This window comes from Cellulophaga sp. BC115SP (assembly GCF_009905545.1).
GTDB classification, from domain to species: Bacteria; Bacteroidota; Bacteroidia; order Cytophagales; family Spirosomataceae; genus Flectobacillus; species Flectobacillus rivi.
In genome coordinates, this window is the sequence record NZ_JAAALB010000017.1 from 36,287 (window position 1) to 55,585 (window position 19,299).

At 37.7% G+C, this 19,299-nt stretch carries 15 protein-coding genes; 7 read left to right on the plus strand and 8 right to left on the minus strand.

Features of this window, described 5'->3' with window-relative positions; genetic code table 11:
- Positions 1 to 420: 420 nt before the first annotated feature.
- From GVN22_RS14105 to purH, 4 genes are all read right to left on the minus strand, one after another.
- On the minus strand, positions 421 to 972 hold the full coding sequence (locus GVN22_RS14105) for a YbhB/YbcL family Raf kinase inhibitor-like protein (protein ID WP_166551655.1): 552 nt from the start codon (positions 970 to 972) through the stop codon (positions 421 to 423).
- A gap of 151 nt (positions 973 to 1,123) precedes the next feature.
- Positions 1,124 to 1,969 (minus strand): AraC family transcriptional regulator, encoded by an 846-nt coding sequence (locus GVN22_RS14110; protein ID WP_166551656.1) that lies wholly within the window; start codon positions 1,967 to 1,969, stop codon positions 1,124 to 1,126.
- 271 nt (positions 1,970 to 2,240) lie between these two features.
- Positions 2,241 to 4,202, minus strand: coding sequence for a DNA topoisomerase (ATP-hydrolyzing) subunit B (gene gyrB / locus GVN22_RS14115; protein WP_166551657.1), 1,962 nt, complete (start codon positions 4,200 to 4,202; stop codon positions 2,241 to 2,243).
- A 491-nt stretch (positions 4,203 to 4,693) separates the two neighbouring features.
- Positions 4,694 to 6,214 carry a bifunctional phosphoribosylaminoimidazolecarboxamide formyltransferase/IMP cyclohydrolase gene (purH, locus tag GVN22_RS14120; protein ID WP_166551658.1) on the minus strand — a complete coding sequence of 507 codons (1,521 nt, stop codon included), beginning with the start codon at positions 6,212 to 6,214 and terminating at the stop codon, positions 4,694 to 4,696.
- Positions 6,215 to 6,575: 361 nt separating this feature from the next.
- Here purH and GVN22_RS14125 point away from each other — a divergent pair, with 361 nt between their 5' ends.
- The 4 genes from GVN22_RS14125 to GVN22_RS14140 all read left to right on the plus strand — a co-directional run bounded on the left by GVN22_RS14125 (position 6,576) and on the right by GVN22_RS14140 (position 11,018).
- Positions 6,576 to 7,184, plus strand: coding sequence for a GDSL-type esterase/lipase family protein (locus tag GVN22_RS14125; protein ID WP_166551659.1), 609 nt, complete (start codon positions 6,576 to 6,578; stop codon positions 7,182 to 7,184).
- A gap of 53 nt (positions 7,185 to 7,237) precedes the next feature.
- Positions 7,238 to 7,966 (plus strand): esterase family protein, encoded by a 729-nt coding sequence (locus GVN22_RS14130; RefSeq protein ID WP_166551660.1) that lies wholly within the window; start codon positions 7,238 to 7,240, stop codon positions 7,964 to 7,966.
- 250 nt (positions 7,967 to 8,216) lie between these two features.
- Positions 8,217 to 9,593, plus strand: coding sequence for a cytochrome P450 (locus GVN22_RS14135; RefSeq protein ID WP_166551661.1), 1,377 nt, complete (start codon positions 8,217 to 8,219; stop codon positions 9,591 to 9,593).
- A 459-nt stretch (positions 9,594 to 10,052) separates the two neighbouring features.
- Positions 10,053 to 11,018, plus strand: coding sequence for a hypothetical protein (locus GVN22_RS14140; protein WP_166551662.1), 966 nt, complete (start codon positions 10,053 to 10,055; stop codon positions 11,016 to 11,018).
- A gap of 301 nt (positions 11,019 to 11,319) precedes the next feature.
- Here the strand turns inward: GVN22_RS14140 and GVN22_RS14145 are convergent, their stop codons facing one another.
- The 4 genes from GVN22_RS14145 to GVN22_RS14160 all read right to left on the minus strand — a co-directional run bounded on the left by GVN22_RS14145 (position 11,320) and on the right by GVN22_RS14160 (position 16,163).
- Positions 11,320 to 13,104: a D-alanine--D-alanine ligase gene (locus GVN22_RS14145; protein ID WP_166551663.1), complete on the minus strand. Its 1,785-nt coding sequence runs from the start codon at positions 13,102 to 13,104 to the stop codon at positions 11,320 to 11,322.
- Positions 13,105 to 13,395: 291 nt separating this feature from the next.
- Positions 13,396 to 14,433 (minus strand): thioredoxin family protein, encoded by a 1,038-nt coding sequence (locus GVN22_RS14150; RefSeq protein WP_166551664.1) that lies wholly within the window; start codon positions 14,431 to 14,433, stop codon positions 13,396 to 13,398.
- A gap of 205 nt (positions 14,434 to 14,638) precedes the next feature.
- Entirely contained in the window at positions 14,639 to 14,890 is a 252-nt protein-coding gene (locus GVN22_RS14155; RefSeq protein ID WP_095161448.1) for a NifU family protein, read from the minus strand.
- A 166-nt stretch (positions 14,891 to 15,056) separates the two neighbouring features.
- On the minus strand, positions 15,057 to 16,163 hold the full coding sequence (locus tag GVN22_RS14160; protein WP_166551665.1) for an Mrp/NBP35 family ATP-binding protein: 1,107 nt from the start codon (positions 16,161 to 16,163) through the stop codon (positions 15,057 to 15,059).
- 464 nt (positions 16,164 to 16,627) lie between these two features.
- Between GVN22_RS14160 and GVN22_RS14165 the strand changes: the two genes are divergently transcribed.
- The 3 genes from GVN22_RS14165 (at position 16,628) to GVN22_RS14175 (ending at position 19,247) form a co-directional block, all read left to right on the plus strand.
- Positions 16,628 to 17,665: a sensor histidine kinase gene (locus GVN22_RS14165; protein ID WP_166551666.1), complete on the plus strand. Its 1,038-nt coding sequence runs from the start codon at positions 16,628 to 16,630 to the stop codon at positions 17,663 to 17,665.
- 13 nt (positions 17,666 to 17,678) lie between these two features.
- Positions 17,679 to 18,398, plus strand: a complete 720-nt coding sequence (locus tag GVN22_RS14170) for a LytTR family DNA-binding domain-containing protein (protein ID WP_166551667.1) — start codon at positions 17,679 to 17,681, stop codon at positions 18,396 to 18,398.
- A gap of 219 nt (positions 18,399 to 18,617) precedes the next feature.
- Positions 18,618 to 19,247: a uridine kinase gene (locus tag GVN22_RS14175; RefSeq protein WP_205690901.1), complete on the plus strand. Its 630-nt coding sequence runs from the start codon at positions 18,618 to 18,620 to the stop codon at positions 19,245 to 19,247.
- The last annotated feature ends 52 nt before the right edge of the window (positions 19,248 to 19,299 follow it).

Consider the following 19,299-nt stretch of genomic DNA (forward strand, 5'->3'; position numbering starts at 1 on the left):
AATAGAAAGGTATAACGGATATAGATAAGGCTCTTGCGACTCATTTTTTTAAAGTCAGTCTCCTACTCTTGCTAAAACTATAACTTGTTACTGGCTTACTTTATTTCAAAATTGTATTTAAAAAAGATTACTCCTCACTTTGTCTCTCATCAACATCAAAGTTATGTGTCTTTCCTGATTGAGTGAATGGTGGTTGAGTGATTATGTAAAAATTTGTATTCTAGCAGTAGAGACGCAATGATTGCGTCTTAAGCCAAGTCATATCTAGCATAGTAGCATCAAAAAAGCGGTCGAAAAATATTTTTCGACCGCTTTTTTGATAAAAACTTGGAGAATAACCCTATTCTAAAAATTCGGGATGACTCATGTTTGATAAACTGTCAAGATAAATCTGTTGATTTTCTCGTTTGCGAAGCTTTATTATCTTTTGTAGTAAGATACGATAGACGCTTTCGCCAAGGTATTTTGCCACAAATAGAATCCTACAATCTCAGGATTTGTATTTTCGTCTAAGCCCAATTTATCTGTTTTCAAAGCATGAATTGTAAAAATATATTGGTGAATACCATGTCCTACTGGTGGACAAGCTCCTCCAAATCCTTTGGCACCATACGAAGTAACACTCTGGATAGCACCTTTTGGAGCTAATCCTTTTGTCAAGTCACCTGCACCTGATTTTAATTCTTTAACATTAGCAGGAATATCAAAAACTACCCAATGCCAAAAACCACTTCCTGTTGGTGCATCTGGGTCATATACCGTAATGGCAAAGCTCTTTGTTCCTTCTGGAGCATTTTCCCACAACAATTGAGGTGAAATATTTTCACCACTACATCCGAAACCATTAAACTCTTGTTTTTTGGTAAACTGTCCACCAATATCGTTACTTTTTAAAGTAAAAGTTTGTGCATAAGTACCTGCAAAAGCTGTTAAAACAAAAGCTACAATAAGTAATAATTTTGAGCGTAACATATTAATAAGGTTTTAATTGATAAGAATAAAGGTTTTTCAGCTAGTAAGATTATTCTTTCTGCTAATATCCTTTTGTACACTACAAAATTACAGGATTGAAATCTAATAGGGGTATTGCTTTCGGTTTAATTACTTATGAAAAAAGGTCAAACTAAGCAATCTGTCTTGGACTTACGCCAAACTGATGCTTAAAGGCAGCGCTGAAATTAGATAAATTCTCATAGCCAAATAACTGGTATATCTCCGAAGCTTTCATTTCTCCTTGGCTTAACATTTCCTTGGCTCGTGCGAGGCGCTTGGCTTGTAACCATTTACCGGGGCTTTCATGGTAGATACTCATAAAATGACGTTTGAAGGTAGACAAACTCATATTACACAAAAAAGCAAGCTCTTCTAAATTAAGATTGGTGTAAAGATTATCCTCTATGACTTTTCTAAAGGAAACTTCTTGCTGATTGAGTAACAGTCCTTGTAGAAACACCACAAACGAGTCGCCATATTTGTCTATCAAATAAAGCATAATTTCTTCCCATTTTAAGGTCAATATAGCCGAATTGAGTAACTGAGGCTTTTGAAGATACAACCTCAGCGACGCAACCAAATGCTGAATGTAGTTATCTTGTTCTAAGACAAAAAAAGCATTTTGTCCTTCTGCTTTCGCTCGAACAAATTGAGGGTATTTCAGAAAAAAGTTAGATACATTTTCTGGCGAAAAGAATAACAACACACTCTGATAAGAATTACTATCGCCCAAACATTCGGACATCAAACAATTGCCTGATGCCATCACTACAGCATATTGCTTATCAACCTGTACAGTATCATTCGAAAAATGTATTTTCTTTTGTCCATGTACCAAAAAACTAATCACATGCTGACGCAAAGTCACTTTGCTATTAAGATGATCTTCGGCAGCATGATAATCAAAGACATTCAATTCAGGTAAATCTCCCGTCTGAAATAAATCTTGTGGTATGGTATGCGTGGTAGCCTGCATGGATAATAGCTGATTGAGTGGGTGAGTGATTTAGTGATTTTTTAAATCTGTATTCCAACAGTAGAGACGCAATGTTTTGCGTCTTAAGCCGATTCATTTCTAGTGTATATTAAAAAGGCGGTCGAAAAACCAATTCCGACCGCCTTTTTAATAGAATATTTTAGCAAATAGTTCATGAGCTTTAGACACAAAATATGGCATCTCCACTAGTAAAATTTATGAAAAACAATCACTCATTCACTCAATCACAACTTACTAAATAGCAAGATGACTAAACATCTACTTTCGCATATTTGGCATTTTTCTCAATAAACTCACGACGTGGGGCTACTTCGTCACCCATCAACATAGAGAACAAGTGATCAGCCTCAGCTGCTGACTCGATTGTTACCTGCTTCAAAGTACGAGTATCTGGGTTCATGGTTGTTTCCCAAAGCTGTTCGGCGTTCATTTCACCCAAACCTTTGTAACGTTGTACACCTACTGAACTTTCCTTGTCACCACCCAATTCACGAATTGCAATATCGCGTTGTGGTTCTGTCCAACAGTAACGTGATTGCTGACCTTTTTTCACTAAATACAAAGGAGGTTGAGCGATATAGATATAACCATTGTCTACCAAATCCTTCATATAACGGAAGAAGAACGTCAAAATCAACGTACGAATGTGAGAACCATCGACATCGGCATCGGTCATGATAATGATTTTGTGATAACGCAACTTTTCGATATTCAAAGCACGCTCATCACCATCTTTACCAAAGCTTACACCCAACGCTGTAATCATATTCTTGATTTCGTCGTTTTCGTAAATTTTATATTCTTGCGCTTTTTCTACGTTCAAAATTTTACCACGCAAAGGCAAAATTGCTTGGAATGCACGGTTACGACCTTGTTTTGCCGTACCACCTGCAGAGTCCCCTTCTACAAGGTACAACTCACAAGTAGCAGGGTCACTATCCGAACAGTCAGCCAATTTACCTGGCAATGAGTTACCACCCAATACCGTTTTACGCTGCACCATTTCACGAGCCTTACGAGCTGCATGACGAGCTTGTGCTGCCAAGATAACTTTAGCAACGATTTGGCGAGCCTCTTTTGGATGCTCTTCCAACCAAGTTTCAAGCATATCAGACATCGCTGCTGATACCGCACCCGAAACTTCACCGTTACCTAATTTTGTTTTAGTCTGACCTTCAAATTGCGGTTCAGCTACTTTTACTGAGATTACGGCAGTCAAACCTTCACGGAAGTCATCACCAGCAATATCAATTTTTAGTTTATCTAAAGCACCTGATTTATCTGCATAGTTTTTCAAAGTACGAGTCAACGCACCACGGAAACCAGCTACGTGAGTACCACCTTCGATGGTATTGATGTTGTTTACATACGACACAACGTTTTCTGAATACGAAGTGTTGTACATCATTGCCACCTGTACAGGAACGCCATTTTTGTCACCCTCCATGTAGATTGGTTCAGCAATCAAACGTTCACGAGTAGAGTCCAAATAAGTTACAAACTCACGCAAACCTCCTTCAGAGAAGAATTCGTCTGATTTTGGCACGCCATTTTCATCCAAATCACGAAGGTCCGTCAAATATACTTTGATACCTGCATTCAAGAACGAAAGCTCACGCAAACGATTTGCTACGGTTTCGTATTTGTACTCAGTAACCGTAAAAATCGTATCGTCTGGTTTGAAATGTACGGTTGTACCTGTACGGTCTGCAATACCGATTTCTTTTACAGGGTATTGAGGCACCCCGATTTTATATTCTTGTTGGAAGATTTTTCCTTCACGATATACTGTCACTTTCAAGTCGGTAGACAAGGCGTTCACACAAGATACACCTACACCGTGCAAACCACCAGATACTTTATAGGTATCTTTATCAAACTTACCCCCTGCGTGTAATACTGTCATTACAACCTCCAAAGCAGACTTTTTCTCTTTAGAGTGCATTCCCGTAGGAATACCACGGCCGTTATCTTCTACTGTAATCGAGTTATCTACGTTGATGGTTACTTTGATTGTATCACAATGACCCGCCAAAGCCTCATCAATTGAGTTATCTACAACTTCCCAAATTAGGTGGTGAAGTCCCTTAATACCCGTATCTCCAATATACATGGATGGGCGTTTACGTACTGCCTCTAAACCCTCTAGAACTTGGATATTGTCGGCACCATAGTTTGCTTTGTTGTCGATTGTTTCTTGAATTTCTGACATATCTTCTTTGAAGTTGTTACTTTAATTAGGGCGCAATAAGCATGCGTAGCTAGTTATAAATTACAGTTTGTTAATGATAAAACGTACCAGAAAGTAAAGGAAGTATAAGGTGCTTCCTTGAGTGGACTTGGGTAGCGATTGAAAACCTGAGCAATTCGTGGGTTTGTATGCTGAAAATTTTGTAAGGATAACAAGTCACTTTCTTTGAAATTTTGCTTTAAAACGTAAAAATACGAAAAAAGTATTGCTTTACCTACAAATAACGGCACTTTAAGGGCTTTAAAAGCCTAAAAAAAGGGCATTTTCAAGGGCTTGACTTTCGAAATTTTCAGGAAATATTTTTTTGAAGATAAAATCAAAAATAATTGAAGAAAAAGGAAGTGTTTTTACGATTCTTTTGAAGCCTACATATTGTGTAAGTGGTAGCACCGAACCTACCCAATAGAGCATAAAAACGCCTCAATCTGGCTGATTGAGGCGTTGTATATTTTCTAGTGTTTGAAGTGTCTCACACCAGTCATTACCATTGCTAAGCCATTGGCATCGCAATAAGCAACAGAATCTTTATCTTTAATAGAACCACCAGGTTGTACAACCGCCGTAATTCCTGCTTTGTGAGCAATTTCAACACAGTCTGGGAATGGGAAGAACGCATCCGATGCCATTACTGAACCAGTTAAATCAAAACCAAACTCATTTGCTTTTTCGATGGCTTGTTTCAAGGCATCCACACGTGAAGTTTGACCTACACCTGAGGCGATTAATTGACCGTCTTTTGCCAATACAATTGTGTTAGATTTTGTATGCTTACAAACTTTCAACGCAAATTCTAAAGCTTTCAATTCTGCTTCAGTAGGAGCTTTTTCAGTTACAGTACGCATTTGAGGTGCTGTTTCTGTAGCTAAATCTTTATCTTGCTCTAAAACACCATTCAACAAAGTTTTGAACATTTTCTTACCAAATGCCACTTCATTGCGTCTCAATAAGATACGGTTTTTCTTCGTTTTCAAAATCTCAAGTGCTTCTGGCGTGAACGAAGGAGCAATCAAAATTTCGAAGAACAATGAGTTCATTGCCTCAGCTGCTTCAGCATCTACTTCGCCATTAGTCGCCAACACACCACCAAACGCTGAAATAGTATCACAAGCAAATGCATTCAAGTACGCCTGTTTTACCGTTTCGGCAGAAGCCACACCACAAGCATTAGTATGCTTGATGATCACAAATGAAGTTTGAGTAAACTCATCCAACAATGTAATACAAGCATCTACGTCAACCAAGTTGTTATAAGAAAGTTCTTTACCATTTAATTTCTCGAAAAGCGCTTCCAAATCGCCATAGAATGTAGCAGTTTGGTGAGGGTTTTCACCATAACGCAACGAGTGGTTTGGTAAAGCTTTGAAATCATAAATATCTGTTGTGTTGCCAGAGAAATACGCATGAATAGCCGTATCATAATGAGATGACACGCCAAATGCCAACATGGCAAAACGCTTACGGTCTGCTAAGTCAGTTCCACCATTTTTAGCTTCCAACAATGCTAATACTTCTGCATACTGTGTACGAGAAGAAACAATCAATACGTCATTGAAGTTTTTAGCAGCACCACGAATCAATGAGATACCACCGATGTCGATTTTCTCGATGATGTCGTCTTCAGAAGCACCACCTGCTACAGTTTCTTCAAATGGATAAAGGTCCACAATTACCAAGTCAATCGAAGGGATTTCGAATTGAGCTGCTGTTTGCACATCGCCTTCATTGTCACGACGGTATAAAATTCCACCAAATACTTTTGGGTGCAAAGTTTTTACACGACCACCAAAAATAGAAGGATAGCTAGTAAGATCTTCTACGGCAGTTACAGGAATACCCATTTCTTCGATGAAAGTTTGAGTACCACCTGTTGAGTAAATTTTTACCCCGTTCTTGTGGAGGAGTTCAACAATTGGAGCGAGTCCGTCTTTGTAATAAACCGAAATGAGGGCTGATTGGATTTTTTTGGATGACATTGTTTTGATACATTTTCGGCTAGTTGCTCGTTAGGGCTTTAGTTTATGTGTGTTACCCTACAACTAACCTCGTCAGAATGAAAGTGCAAAAATAAGCAATTTTGTATTTTTCGTAGTGCTTTAAGGCAATTTTATCTAAAACAAATAACTATTTATAGGTCATTTAGATAAATCGTCTATCCTATCTACACAAGAGTTCGTGTAAAATTGACACAGCCAGCCCTTTTGTTTAAAGTCTTTTGGCTATATTTGAATGATGCTGTAACCTTCAAGGTGGTTAGCAAATGGCTTTATGCTGTTTTGCTTTCTGAGAGTCAACAGTCCACACCCAAATATCATAACCCTGTTATCCATTAAAGTCATGTTTTGGTACGAAGAAGAAGTTAAACGATTAGAGAAATTACAAAAAACCTTAGAATATCAACCCCAAACGGCTTTTTATGGAAGTTCGACTTTTACGCTTTGGCAATCGCTTTACCAAGACTTTGTACCTTTCCAACCTGTAAACTTAGGCTTTGGTGGCTCTACACTAGCAGCCTGTACTTGGTATTTTGATAGAGTATTCAAATACCAAAAGTCTCTCGATAATATTATCGTGTATGCGGGAGACAATGACTTGAGCAATAATCGCCATCCAGAGGAAATTTATATCTTTCTTTTTCAGCTTTTTGAAAAAGTCAAAGAACGCTATGGCGATATTCATTGCTCTTATGTTTCGATTAAGCCCAGTCCGATTCGTTGGTATCTCAACGACCAAGTAAAATATACTAATATGATTATCAAAAACGAGATTGAAGCTCGTCAGAATCCCTATTGGCATTTTGTAAATATTTATGATAATTATTTAGGATACGACAATCGTCCCAATCCACAATACTACGAAAACGACGGATTGCATTTCAATACACAAGGACATACTATTTTGAAGGAAATTTTATTGAAACATTTATCTCAAATTAAACAAGTTTAAAAGATTTCCTATTAAATTTCTGACCTATCAATCCCTTTTAAAATTCCGCTATCATGACCCGCTCATACCACCAATGGTTTAGTCCAAACCTTCAAAAAAACATGGAGTTACTGGTATTTGGGCATACTGGAACACGTGTACTATTTTTTCCTACAAGGGCTGCAAGGTTTTATGACTATGAAGACTGGGGAGTAATTGCTGCCATTCAAGACAAAATCGAAGCTGGATATTTACAGGTCTTTTGTGTAGATAGCGTAGATGCCGAAAGTTTATACAACGAATATATCACTCCTCGCGAACGCATTGTACGTCATATTGCTTACGAACAGTATATTATACAGGAGGTGATTCCGTTTATGCATCAAATCAATCCTTTTAGTGATATGATTTCGGCAGGTTGTAGCTTGGGGGCTTACCATGCTATCAATGTAGCAATGAAATATCCTCATTATTTCTGTAAAGCGGTAGGCATGAGTGGACGCTATGACTTGACTTGGGCGACAGGATATTTTAGGGATTTGTTTAGTGGCTACCACGATGAGGATATTTATTTCAACACGCCTATTCAATTTATTCCGAATCTTCAGGACGAGCAAACACTTGCCGATTTACGCAAAATGGATATTATTTTAGCCATCGGACAAGAAGATGCGTTTTTGGAAAATAACATTCATTTTAGCGAAATTCTTAACCATAAAGATATTCACCATCATTTGTACGTCTGGGACGAAGAAGCTCACAAAGCTCGCTATTGGCGCAAAATGGTACAGATATATCTTTAAATTGAGTGAATTGATATTGAGTGATTGAGTGTTTTACATTTACACAATCATTTATTTTACAGATAGTTATTCATCCATATAGGATTATACGAAGGATTTTAAACTATTGCAGATTTGGGATTTCTGATTTCGAAAATACTGAAAAGTAGGTTACGCTTTCGCAATCCAACATCCGATATCTGAAATGGGTAATTTTTAAAATCATTCATAAAGCACCAATACTCAACTCCTTTTATTTTACGGACAATCTATGTTTCTTAAAAAAGCTCCAGTGGTCAAGGGTGTGTTTTTCTTTGGACACGCATTAGAATTTGGACGGGATCCGCTTACTTTTTTGCTTAAACTTCAAGATAACTACGAGCGTATTGCACAATTACGGATTGTGTATCTCAAAGTCAACTTGCTGCTCAACGCAGAGGACATCAAATATGTGTTACAAGAAAACAGCAAAGCCTTCGTCAAAGGACGTGCTTACAGAGTTCTTGGACAGGTGCTAGGAAATGGTATTTTGACGAGTCATGGTGAATTTTGGCATCGCCAACGTAAGCTAGCACAGCCTGCTTTTTATAAGCAGCGTTTGGCCTTGTTAGTCGATATCATGAACGACGAGACGATGACTTTGATTAAACGCTGGGAAGCTAGCCTCCAACAAGAAAATGGTTCTTCTATCCTACCTATGACCAAAGAAATGATGGCGACTACCTTAGTAATTGTCACCAAATCGTTGTTTGGCACGGGTATAGACGCCAATAAAATCGCTCATATTTCTCAGGATATTGATACCCTCAATGAAATTTTGAGCTTACAGATGCGTACCCCTGTAAGATTCCCGATGTGGGTTCCCACCACAATCAATCAGCGATTCAAAGCTTCGTCTCAGCGGTTAGATGCTGTCATTCAAGAAATTATTAGTACTCGCAGAAATGCCCTTGAATCTAATCCAGAGGCACAATTTGATGATTTATTGCAAATGCTTATCACTGCCAAGGACGAAGAAACGGGCGAACAAATGACCGACAAGCAACTACGAGACGAGATAGTTACGCTGTTTATTGCTGGTCATGAAACCACCGCCATGGCAATGTCTTGGGCCATGTATCTGTTGGCGCAACATCCTGATATAGTCCAAAAAATGCGTCGTGAATCGAATGAGGTATTAGGAGAGAATTTACCCAATTTTGAGAATATCCGACAACTAACTTACACCGCACAAGTAGTGAACGAGGTGCTAAGGCTATATCCTCCAGCATGGGCAATTAGCAGGCAAGTGATGAATGACCAAGCACTTGGGGAGTATTTGATTCCTGCTAAAGAACAAGTGTTTTTTTGTCCGTATTTGCTACACCGCAACAAAGCCTATTGGACAAATCCAGAGGAATTTAATCCTGACAATTTTTTACCAGAGCGAATAAAACAACGCCCAAGTTATGCGTATTTACCATTTGGGGGCGGACCTAGACTTTGTATTGGAAACAATTTTGCCTTGATGGAAATGCAAATTATGTTAGCCCTATTAGTCAAACATTTTGATTTTGAAAAAATGGAAAATGTGATTCCTGACCCACAAATTACCCTCAAACCAAAAGGTAATATGCCCATCAAAGTAAGAATGAGTAGTGAGTTTTGAGTCTATTTTTTGATTACTAATATTTTACCAACTTAATTCTACACGATGGCTTAAAGCGGTAGGATAAAAGTGAAATAGTATTTCTCATGAAGTAATAGAAACTTCTTTGCCTAATGCCTACAGCTTATTGCTAAAAGCAAACATTATAATAATCCAGTAAATGGTATCACTTACATGATGCTTATATGCTTAGAAAAACGTACATTAGTAAAGCTTTCTGAGTTATAAGCCTTATCCTTGTTTCTGCTAACTTTCAATTTGTCCATCTATATCTACGTTTGGACAGCTTTGCAACACACACCATTACATTGAATTTCAATCGATAATCCTTTATTTTCATCAATACACACAAAATATTGATATTTCAAATGAAAATTTATTTCGGTTCAAAACTTTATCTATTATTGCAACCGTAATTTATGGTAAAATATATCTTTTCATTTTTAGTACTTTATTATTATGAATAATCAAAATTCGCCTAACTCAAGCAACAATAGCCTTCTCAAAATTCTTTTGGGACTTGCGGCTGTTGTTATTTTGGTTTTAGGCTATATGCTATTTAATGCAAATCAAAAAACTGAAAGTCAGGAATCTATCATTAATCAAAAAATTGAAGAACTGACCACGGTACGTACTCGTTTGGATTCTATTTCAACACAACTAGATGCCAAAATCGCTGAAATTAAGGAGCTTGGCGGCAAAGTTGAAGAACTGGAACACCTGAAAGCTCGCTTAAATCATGACAAAGCCGAACTAAAAAATACCAGTAAGTTTGACAAAAATACCTACGAAGAGAAAATCCAAGAATACATTGCTTTACTATCTGAAAAAGACCAACAAATCAATAAGCTTCGTTCAGAGAATGAAAGTTTGGTGAAGGAAAAAGGTATTCTTACACAAGAGAAGGAAGGCGTTGTACGTGAAAATACAGGCTTACGTGCCGAGCGTGAAGTCCTGACTCAATCTGTTACTGAAGAACGTAGTAAAAACGAAGAACTAAGCAAAAAAGTTAGAATTGGTGCTCAATTAAAAGCCATCAATATTCAGGCACTGGCAGTGAGTTCTCGAGGAAAGGTACAAGATGGAGGCAATTATAAATCAAAGAAAATGAATCAGTTATTGATTATTTTCACGCTTCCTTCTAACCCTTTAACAGAGCAAAATGAAAAGGAAATCATTCTTCGTATTCTAGATCCAACGGGTGCTGTGATTTCGGATAGTGCATTAGGCTCGGGAATTTTCCAATTTAATGGCATCGAAACAGCTTACACTTCCAAAAAAGTCATAGAATATACGAGTAATGACCAACGTGTTGAAATGCTTTTTAGTCGTGGCGAAAACTCAAGGTACAATGCTGGTAATTATACAATAGAATTGTATGCTGAAGGATTTAAAATTGGACAAGGCGTATTTAGCGTAAAATAAGTTGAGTTATTTATATTCAATTGAGTGAATGGAGATTGAGTGAATTAGTGATTATGTTAAAATTGGTATATCAACCGTAGAGACGTAATACTTTACGTCTAAAACTGAGTTCTATCTAGCATCAAAAAAAGCGTTCGAAAAACAATTTTCGAACGCTTTTTTTGATAAAAATTATTGAATCATGTTTGTTTCAAAATTCAGGATGACTCATGTTTTGATACTACTACGCTATCTCTGACTCGGCTTAAGACGTAAAATATTACGTCTCTACGAATTCAAATAATCACTCATTCACTAAATACTACAGCGCAATCTCTAAACCAGCTACAAAGTTGTGCTGTGCTTGGCATGTTGATAAGATTGTGGATAAGTCGATTTCTTCCACAGTTCCAACCAATTTACCCGTAAAATGTAGTGTAATTGCCTCCGCATTGATTCGAGTCTGAGTAATCAATGGATGAACTGAACCATCTAATGCCTTCACAATATCTTCAGCAAATTCCTTAAACATGATGTTCGTAGAAAGTTTGTAATATTTGGCTGAAGAAGCGTCATTTCCTGTCACAAAAATAGGAACAGGTAGCAAGTCAGCACTAGCTGCCAAACGACCATACGCCTTTTTTGCTTCGGCAAAAGATGCCTCTTGCGCTTCTGCATCAAACCCACCAAACAAAAAGGCTACTTGCTTGCGAGAAGCCAAACCTGCAATACGTGTGGCAATAGCTGCATCTAATTTTTCCAATAATAACTGAAACTTGATGGTATTTTTTCCTGTACGAATACGCTCACGAATTGATTGACGAATGAAATAAGTAATCGCATCGGTCACATTCAAACCGATTTCAGCCATTTGTTTAAAAATCAAGGACGTTGGCGACATACCAGGAATAGTATTTGGGTCGTGCAATAGCACTTCGCCTTCTGGTGTCAAGAAGCCATCGATACGTGTACAAACGCCAAATTTTAAGGAGTCAAAAGCTTTCTTGACATCTGCTTGTACCTTATGTAGATTATCTAATGTAGTTTCAATAGGAATACGTTTGCGTGTTGCAGAAGATTGATATTTTGCTTTAAAATCAAATACCTCTACACCAGCTATAATTTCGGTTGGCGGCAATGCTACCGACACGCAATCTGGCGTTTGGATTACCCCGCAACTAAATTCTTGTCCTTTTACAAAACTTTCAAATAAAACAGCATCTTCGGCATTACTCGAAATCAACTCAGCTTTGGTATTTGCCTGTGCAAAATGTGCATCAAGTTTCGTCAATAATTCAGCAGGATGATATACTAATTCGTTGTTCAATGCCACTGGCAAACCGATCCCTTCATCAAGATTCGCCATTTTCTGAACATATTCTTTCTTGTCAGAGGTATTCCATTCTTCAGCACTTACTTCTCTAATAAAGAAGCACTGTTTTACCGCTTTTACAAAATCACTTACCTCATCTTTTTTCACAAAAGCTACCCCAATAGATGACCCTTGGTGTGGAGCTTTCACCACAAATGGTAAGCCAACTTGTGCTTTGATTTGTTCGAACAAAATACTAGCCTCTTCTTGCTCAAAAGATTGGCGAGTCAATGTTGCTGTTCTTTTGTTAAGACCTACTGCCAAGCGAATCAAGTCATTTTGGGCAATTTTATCAATCCCAATCGAAGAGCCCATCACACTTGGACCTGAATATGGAATACCGTACCATTCCAACAAACCTTGAATACTGCCATCCTCGCAACCAGGACCGTGCATAGCAATAAAGGCAAAATCGAAGTGAGACTTAAACTTGTCGGGTGAAATACGTGTACCAATGGTTTGAAGCATGGTATCAAGTTCTTCATCAGACAATTGCCCTAACGATTCTGAGTATATCGTGTAGTCGCCTTGATAAGATTTTGGGGGATAAAAATCACGAATAGCGCTAGAATATACCAGCGACTCATTGAGAATGATGAAGTTTCCTGTGCCGTCTACAAAAATTGGAACAGGCGTAAAAAGTGATTTGTCGATGTTTTCCATCGCCGTTTTACCACCTGCAAAACTAATTTCACGTTCACGAGCGGGCCCGCCAAAGAAGATACCTATATTCATGCTTGAAACGCCCGATTAAGCAATCGGGATTAAACGTTGAAGAGAATGCTATTTTTGGCGTGCAATATAGCAAATTTAGACGAGACAGCAGGGTTTTGAAGAAGTTGAGGCAATAAAAATGAAATAGAAGCAAACTTGTAATATATATGCAATAGGCATTAGGCTTTAAGCGGTAGGTAAAAGCATAAAAGTATTTCTAATAAAATCATGAATACATTTTCTGCCTAACGCCTACGGCTTATAGCCCATAGCCTATTAATGCAAAATGCAATTGCATTAATACGCTCTACTCTACTTCTTCTTGAAAATCCAGTCTAGTTTTTCAAGTGCTGCAGGATTAGTTGTTTTTGTTTTGACAAAATTCTCGATAAATGCTGCATCTTTCTTATCGATTTGCTTTACATTTTTACAAAAAGCATCTATCAAGTTAGCTGCTTCTATGTCTTTGCCTGCCTTGAAAAGGATAGTCGATTCGGTCCATACAAAACGCCCACGAATGGATTGCTCGTCGATACCCAAACGACGAAGATATTCTTTCATTTGAGTGAATCGTTCAGGCGAATATTGTTGTGCTCGGCTACAATACAAACTATACATCACGATATTTTCGGCTGTAACTTTGACATTTTGTGCACCAAATTTTTTATTAAATTCCTCCAAATGATTCATCATGTTGACAAACAAAGGGTTTTCGTCGTCCATGATGATTTTCTGTAAAACCACAAAATTGGTTGGACTAGACAGCATCTCTGGTTTTTGCTTTTGTGCATACGTGCGCATTGCCGCAAGATTGTCGGTTGTATCACATAGCAAACGGCAAGTGTAGGCATATTCAATCAAGAAATTATCATCATTCATTCCCTGTTTGAAATAGCTTTTCCAAATGGCCGATTGCATTTGTGGATTAATAGCACGCTCGCCCATATTGATGATATAAGCTTCGTTGTTTTGCTCATCACCAGCCGACTGGATATGCAGTAATTTTTCGTCTTTATCCCAAAAACTCATCAGGGGTGTTGACAATACATAAATATTATGTTTTTGACGAAAAGCTCTTGCCTCAGGAGAGTTTACCTCCAATTGATAATTGATAAAGGTTTTATTGTAAAAAGCCCCTACTTTGGCATTAGCATCAAAAGTCTTTTTGAAATTTTCACAGTGAGGACAACCAATCGCATAAATTTCAACAAAAAGTGGTTTGTTTTGAGCTTGAGCCAGAGCAAAGGCACTTTTGAGTGTTCCTTTAAAGAAATTAATACCTCCTCGTACCTGTGCTTGCGTCTGTACCAAACCTACTACAAAGGCAAATAGTAAAGCAATTTTTTTCATACGGTTATTATTGAGTGAATGATTAAGTATTGTGGATTTTGGATATTTGATTTCGGAAGTATCTATTATTATAAACAAGTACTATTATTAAAATCCGAAATCTGAAATCCCCAATCCGAAATTGATTATTGCTCCTACACAACGAATAGCCCCTGCAAAATAATTTGCAAGGGCTATATATATTTTGGACAAAGCTTCAAGTGAATTAAGCCACAACAGCTTCGACACGAGCAATTTCAGGAACTTCACGACGGATGGTTTCCTCTATACCAGCTTTGAAAGTCATGGCAGACATTGAACACGAACTGCATGCGCCCACAAATTGTAATCGAAGAACCAAATCGTTTGTGATTTCGATAACTTCCACATTGCCACCATCAGCTACCAAATAAGGACGAATCTTATTCAAGGCCGATTCTACTTTTTCTGCTAGAGAATTCTCAAACGTTGTTTCCATGCTTTATAACAAGTTGGTTGTATGGTCTTTTAGCAAGATCCATAAATATATTTAAGCTAGAATTTTGCTTCTGCCCTATTCGATTTTGCTAGTAATACAAATATCGTAATTATTTGATACTAAAGCCGACAGATGGCTAGGAAATTTAGCTATATGTATTTATCGTCTACACTTTCAACTGCACTGGCGTAGTTTTGTCTATCGTTGCATTACGAATAGCTACTTGTTGTGCTACGTTTTCGGCAAGATCTTTAAAGGCTTGTGTCATAATCGAATCACCCATTACTACAGGTTTACCTTCATCACCACCTTCACGGATTCCTTGTACCAATGGAATTGAGCCTAATAATTCGGTTTCGTATTTTTCAGCCAATGCTTTACCGCCATCTTTTCCGAAGATATAATACTTATTATTAGGTAATTCTTCTGGTGTGAAATAAGCCATATTTTCCACAACACCCAATACAGGAACGTTGATTTGCGCTTGACGGAAGAACATCAAACCTTTAGTAGCATCGGCCAAAGCTACTTTTTGTGGAGTTGTTACTACCACGGCACCTGTTACAGGCACAAGCTGTACCAACGACAAGTGAATATCTGAAGTACCTGGAGGAAGGTCAATCAATAAGTAATCTAATTCTCCCCAGTGTGTATCACCAAAGAACTGACGCAAAGCTTGTGTAGCCATCGGACCACGCCAAGGCACAGGGTTGTCTTGAGGTGCCAAAAAGCCCATCGAAATCATCTTGATGCCGTACTGCATGATTGGCTGAATCATGTTTTTGCCGTCTATCTGCTGTACCATTGGTTGCAAATCTTCAGCGCCAAACATCACAGGAATCGAAGGACCAGAAATATCGGCATCGATAATACCAACCTTAGCACCAGACAATTTAAGCGCCATGGCTAAATTAGCTGTTACTGTAGACTTACCCACACCACCTTTACCTGAAGCCACTGCGATAATATTTTTGACATCAGGCAACAAAGTAGAATTACCAAAACGAGTCGTAGTTACGTCAGCAGTCATATTAATAACCACTCTCAGATTGGGGTCTACGTGTTCGTGGATAGCGTTTTCGCAGTCTTTTCTGATTTTTTCTTTCAAAGGACACGCTGGTGTAGTAAGTACAACGGTAAAACGTACCTCTCCAACACCCAGCTCAATATCCTTAATCATATTGAGGGTAACAAGGTCTTTTTTCAAATCTGGTTCAGGAACCGTAGATAAAGCCTTGAGAATTTCTTCTTTATTGATTTTTAAATCGCCCATGATTGTTTTTCGAAATTAGTGGCAAATAACATTTATGCCATTTAGATAAGAATTGGTATCTTATCACTATCGTTTATTAAACTTAACCGCAAAGATAGCTTGTAAGTTTCTTTAAGCGATAGGAAGTAAAGAGGAAATTGCCAAATTGGAGATAGCTATAAATTACAAAGGACTCAACAAGTGAGTCCTTTGAAGGGAAAATAGGAGTAGAGACTATTAACTTTAAATGCTTTTGAGGTGTACTCATACCAAATATTATTTGGAAATCAAATTTCAATATTAATACACAATTCTAAAAATTATTTACGTAGACAGGTATATAAAGAGGGTCAACAAGTCAGATTTCTGTGTGAAGCTATTCTCAAAATAGGGCTAAATAAATGTTTCTCTTAACTTAGGTTATGAAATTCATAAAATGATGTTTTTTTTGATGGTAAGTGCGTTTCTTCATGGTAAATTTGGGAATGAATAACAAATTGAGGCTTATCTGGATATATCTTTTGGTATGGTTGTTATACATGTTTTGTGAAGTAGCAGTGTACTATGGGCTAATAGAAGTACCCTTCAGCTTCAAGACGATTGTACCAATCATATTACACGGTGTTTGTAAGCTTTGTGTCTTTATATTAGTTACCCAATATGTACTCCCTCGCCAAGCCCAACCAAGCTCAGCAGGAATTTTAGTACCACGATTGGGGCTCAGCATTGGAATGGTTGTTGTATGGACGTTAACGGTTCATTTTGTCTTTATCCCACAATGGTTTGACCCCTCTCAATATTCGCACTGGCGCAAAGACCTTTGGTTTCAAGCTAGTACTTATACAGTTATTATTTCTTGGGCACTAGCCTTTTGGTATGCTCAAAGCTTTTTTGAACAAGCACAACAACAGCAAATTGAAAAACTAGAAAAAGAACGCTTGAACGACGCCATCAAACAAGCTGAGTTAACTAATCTAAAAAAACAAATCAGTCCACACTTTTTTTACAATACGCTTAATTTCTTTTATGCGCAATCGGTGCAATATTCAGAAAATCTCTCACGAGGTATTTTATTATTATCTGAAATTATGCGTTATGCGATAAAAGATGACGACGAAGAAGGAAAAGTTCACTTGAATAAGGAGGTTGCTCAAATTCAGAATTATGTCGAACTCAACCAACTTCGATTCGATAATCAGTTGCATGTTCAGTTAGAAATAAAAGGCAATTTAGAGTATCGTCGCATTGTGCCTTTGATTCTATTAACCTTTGTAGAAAATGCTTTCAAATTTGGAGATTTATCGAACCCAACTCACCCACTTTTGATAGAAATTTCGGTCAAAGAAAACCACTTAACATTTAAAACTTATAATAAAAAGTGTTCCGAAGCTAAAAAACAATCAGGAGGTATTGGCTTGAGCAATACCCGCCGCCGTCTACTACTAGCCTATCCTAACAGGCACAAACTAACCACCAGTGACGAAGGCGATTTCTTTAGCTTGACGCTGCACTTAGTACTTTAAATACTTTATTAGAATGTTGAATTGTATCGTTATAGATGATGAACGCGCCGCCATTGATGTATTAAGCAACTATGTCAATCGTTTGCCTCAACTAAACTTACTAGCCACCTTTACAAGTCCCGTTGAAGCACTAGAATTAATCAGAACCCAGGCCGTTGATTTAGCTTTTGTAGATATAAGAATGCCTGAACTATCGGGCATTGAACTCATGAAATTGGCGGGCAGTCGCTGCCGATTCATTATTACTACTGCCTATGAAGAATATGCGCTTGAAGGATACCAATATCATAATATCGACTATCTGGTAAAGCCTGTTCCGTTCGAACGATTTGTACGTGCCATCGATAAAACTCAGTCTATTTTGAGAAGAAGCACAGAAAGCGAGCGCCCGGGTACAGCAGATGACTATGTTTTTATCAAAACTGAAAGTAGAATCCAGAAAATTGAACTCAATGACATACTCTTTGTAGAAGGCTTAGGAAATTATGTAACAGTGCATACCACCCGTGGAAAATTCGTATCACTGCTCAATGTAAAAGACTTAGAGGAAGCACTTTCGCCAGACTTATTTTTGAGGGTTCATCGCTCTTATATTATTTCTTTGGGTAAAATAGATTTTGTGGAAGGCAACCAAATTTTCTTGGATAACGAAACTTCTATTCCTCTCGGAGATACCTATCGCAACCAACTTTGGACAGCTTTAGATAAGAAAATTATTACTGGACGAAAATAAAGTCGTGAATCTTTCCGAACTTTGCTGAAATATACAATAGTCTAAATCGAAAGTGGATGTTGAATTCTTCACTCCTCTCTCTTGATTCAGCGCTATTAAGAATTCCCCCATTCAAAGAAACTATTCTATCGGCTGGGGGAGTTTATGTGTATAAGCATAGTTCATTGCCCGTTTGGGTAGAATTCTAGTAGTAAAATTTCTTTAACATTAATCCAATCAATGGCTATTCCCCAACGACCGTATCTCGTAGGTATTACTGGTGGCAGTGCTTCGGGCAAAACTTTGTTCCTGAAGCGATTGCTTGAGGCTTTTCCAGAAAATAAAATTTGTTTGATTTCTCAAGACAATTATTATCGCCCACGTCATCTTCAATTGAAAGATGAAAATGGTGTTGAAAATTTTGACCTTCCCGAATCAATTGATGGAGAGGCTTTTGCCCACGATGTTGAGCTGTTGAAAAAAGGATTGGAAGTACACAAAGAAGAATACACTTTCAATAATAAAGCAGTAACTCCTAAAATGTTATGCTTTAAGCCAGCTCCAATTGTAGTTGTTGAAGGTATCTTTGTATTCCATTACCCTGAAGTAGCCAACCAGTTGGATTTGAAGGTATTTATTGATGCCACCAACAAAATCAAACTTAATCGCCGTATCAAACGCGACGCCGAAGAAAGAGGATATGATTTGATGGACGTGATGTATCGTTGGAAAAATCACGTAAATCCTACCTATAAGAGATTTATTAAGCCTTATAGAAAAGTAGCCGACATCGTAATCCCAAACAATCATAGCTTCGACCTTGGTTTGGATGTGCTGATTAATTTCTTGAAAGCAAAAATTCATCAGTAAGCTTTAAGACATTTACAAGAAAAGGGTAGAATATAGACTAACGGTTTATATC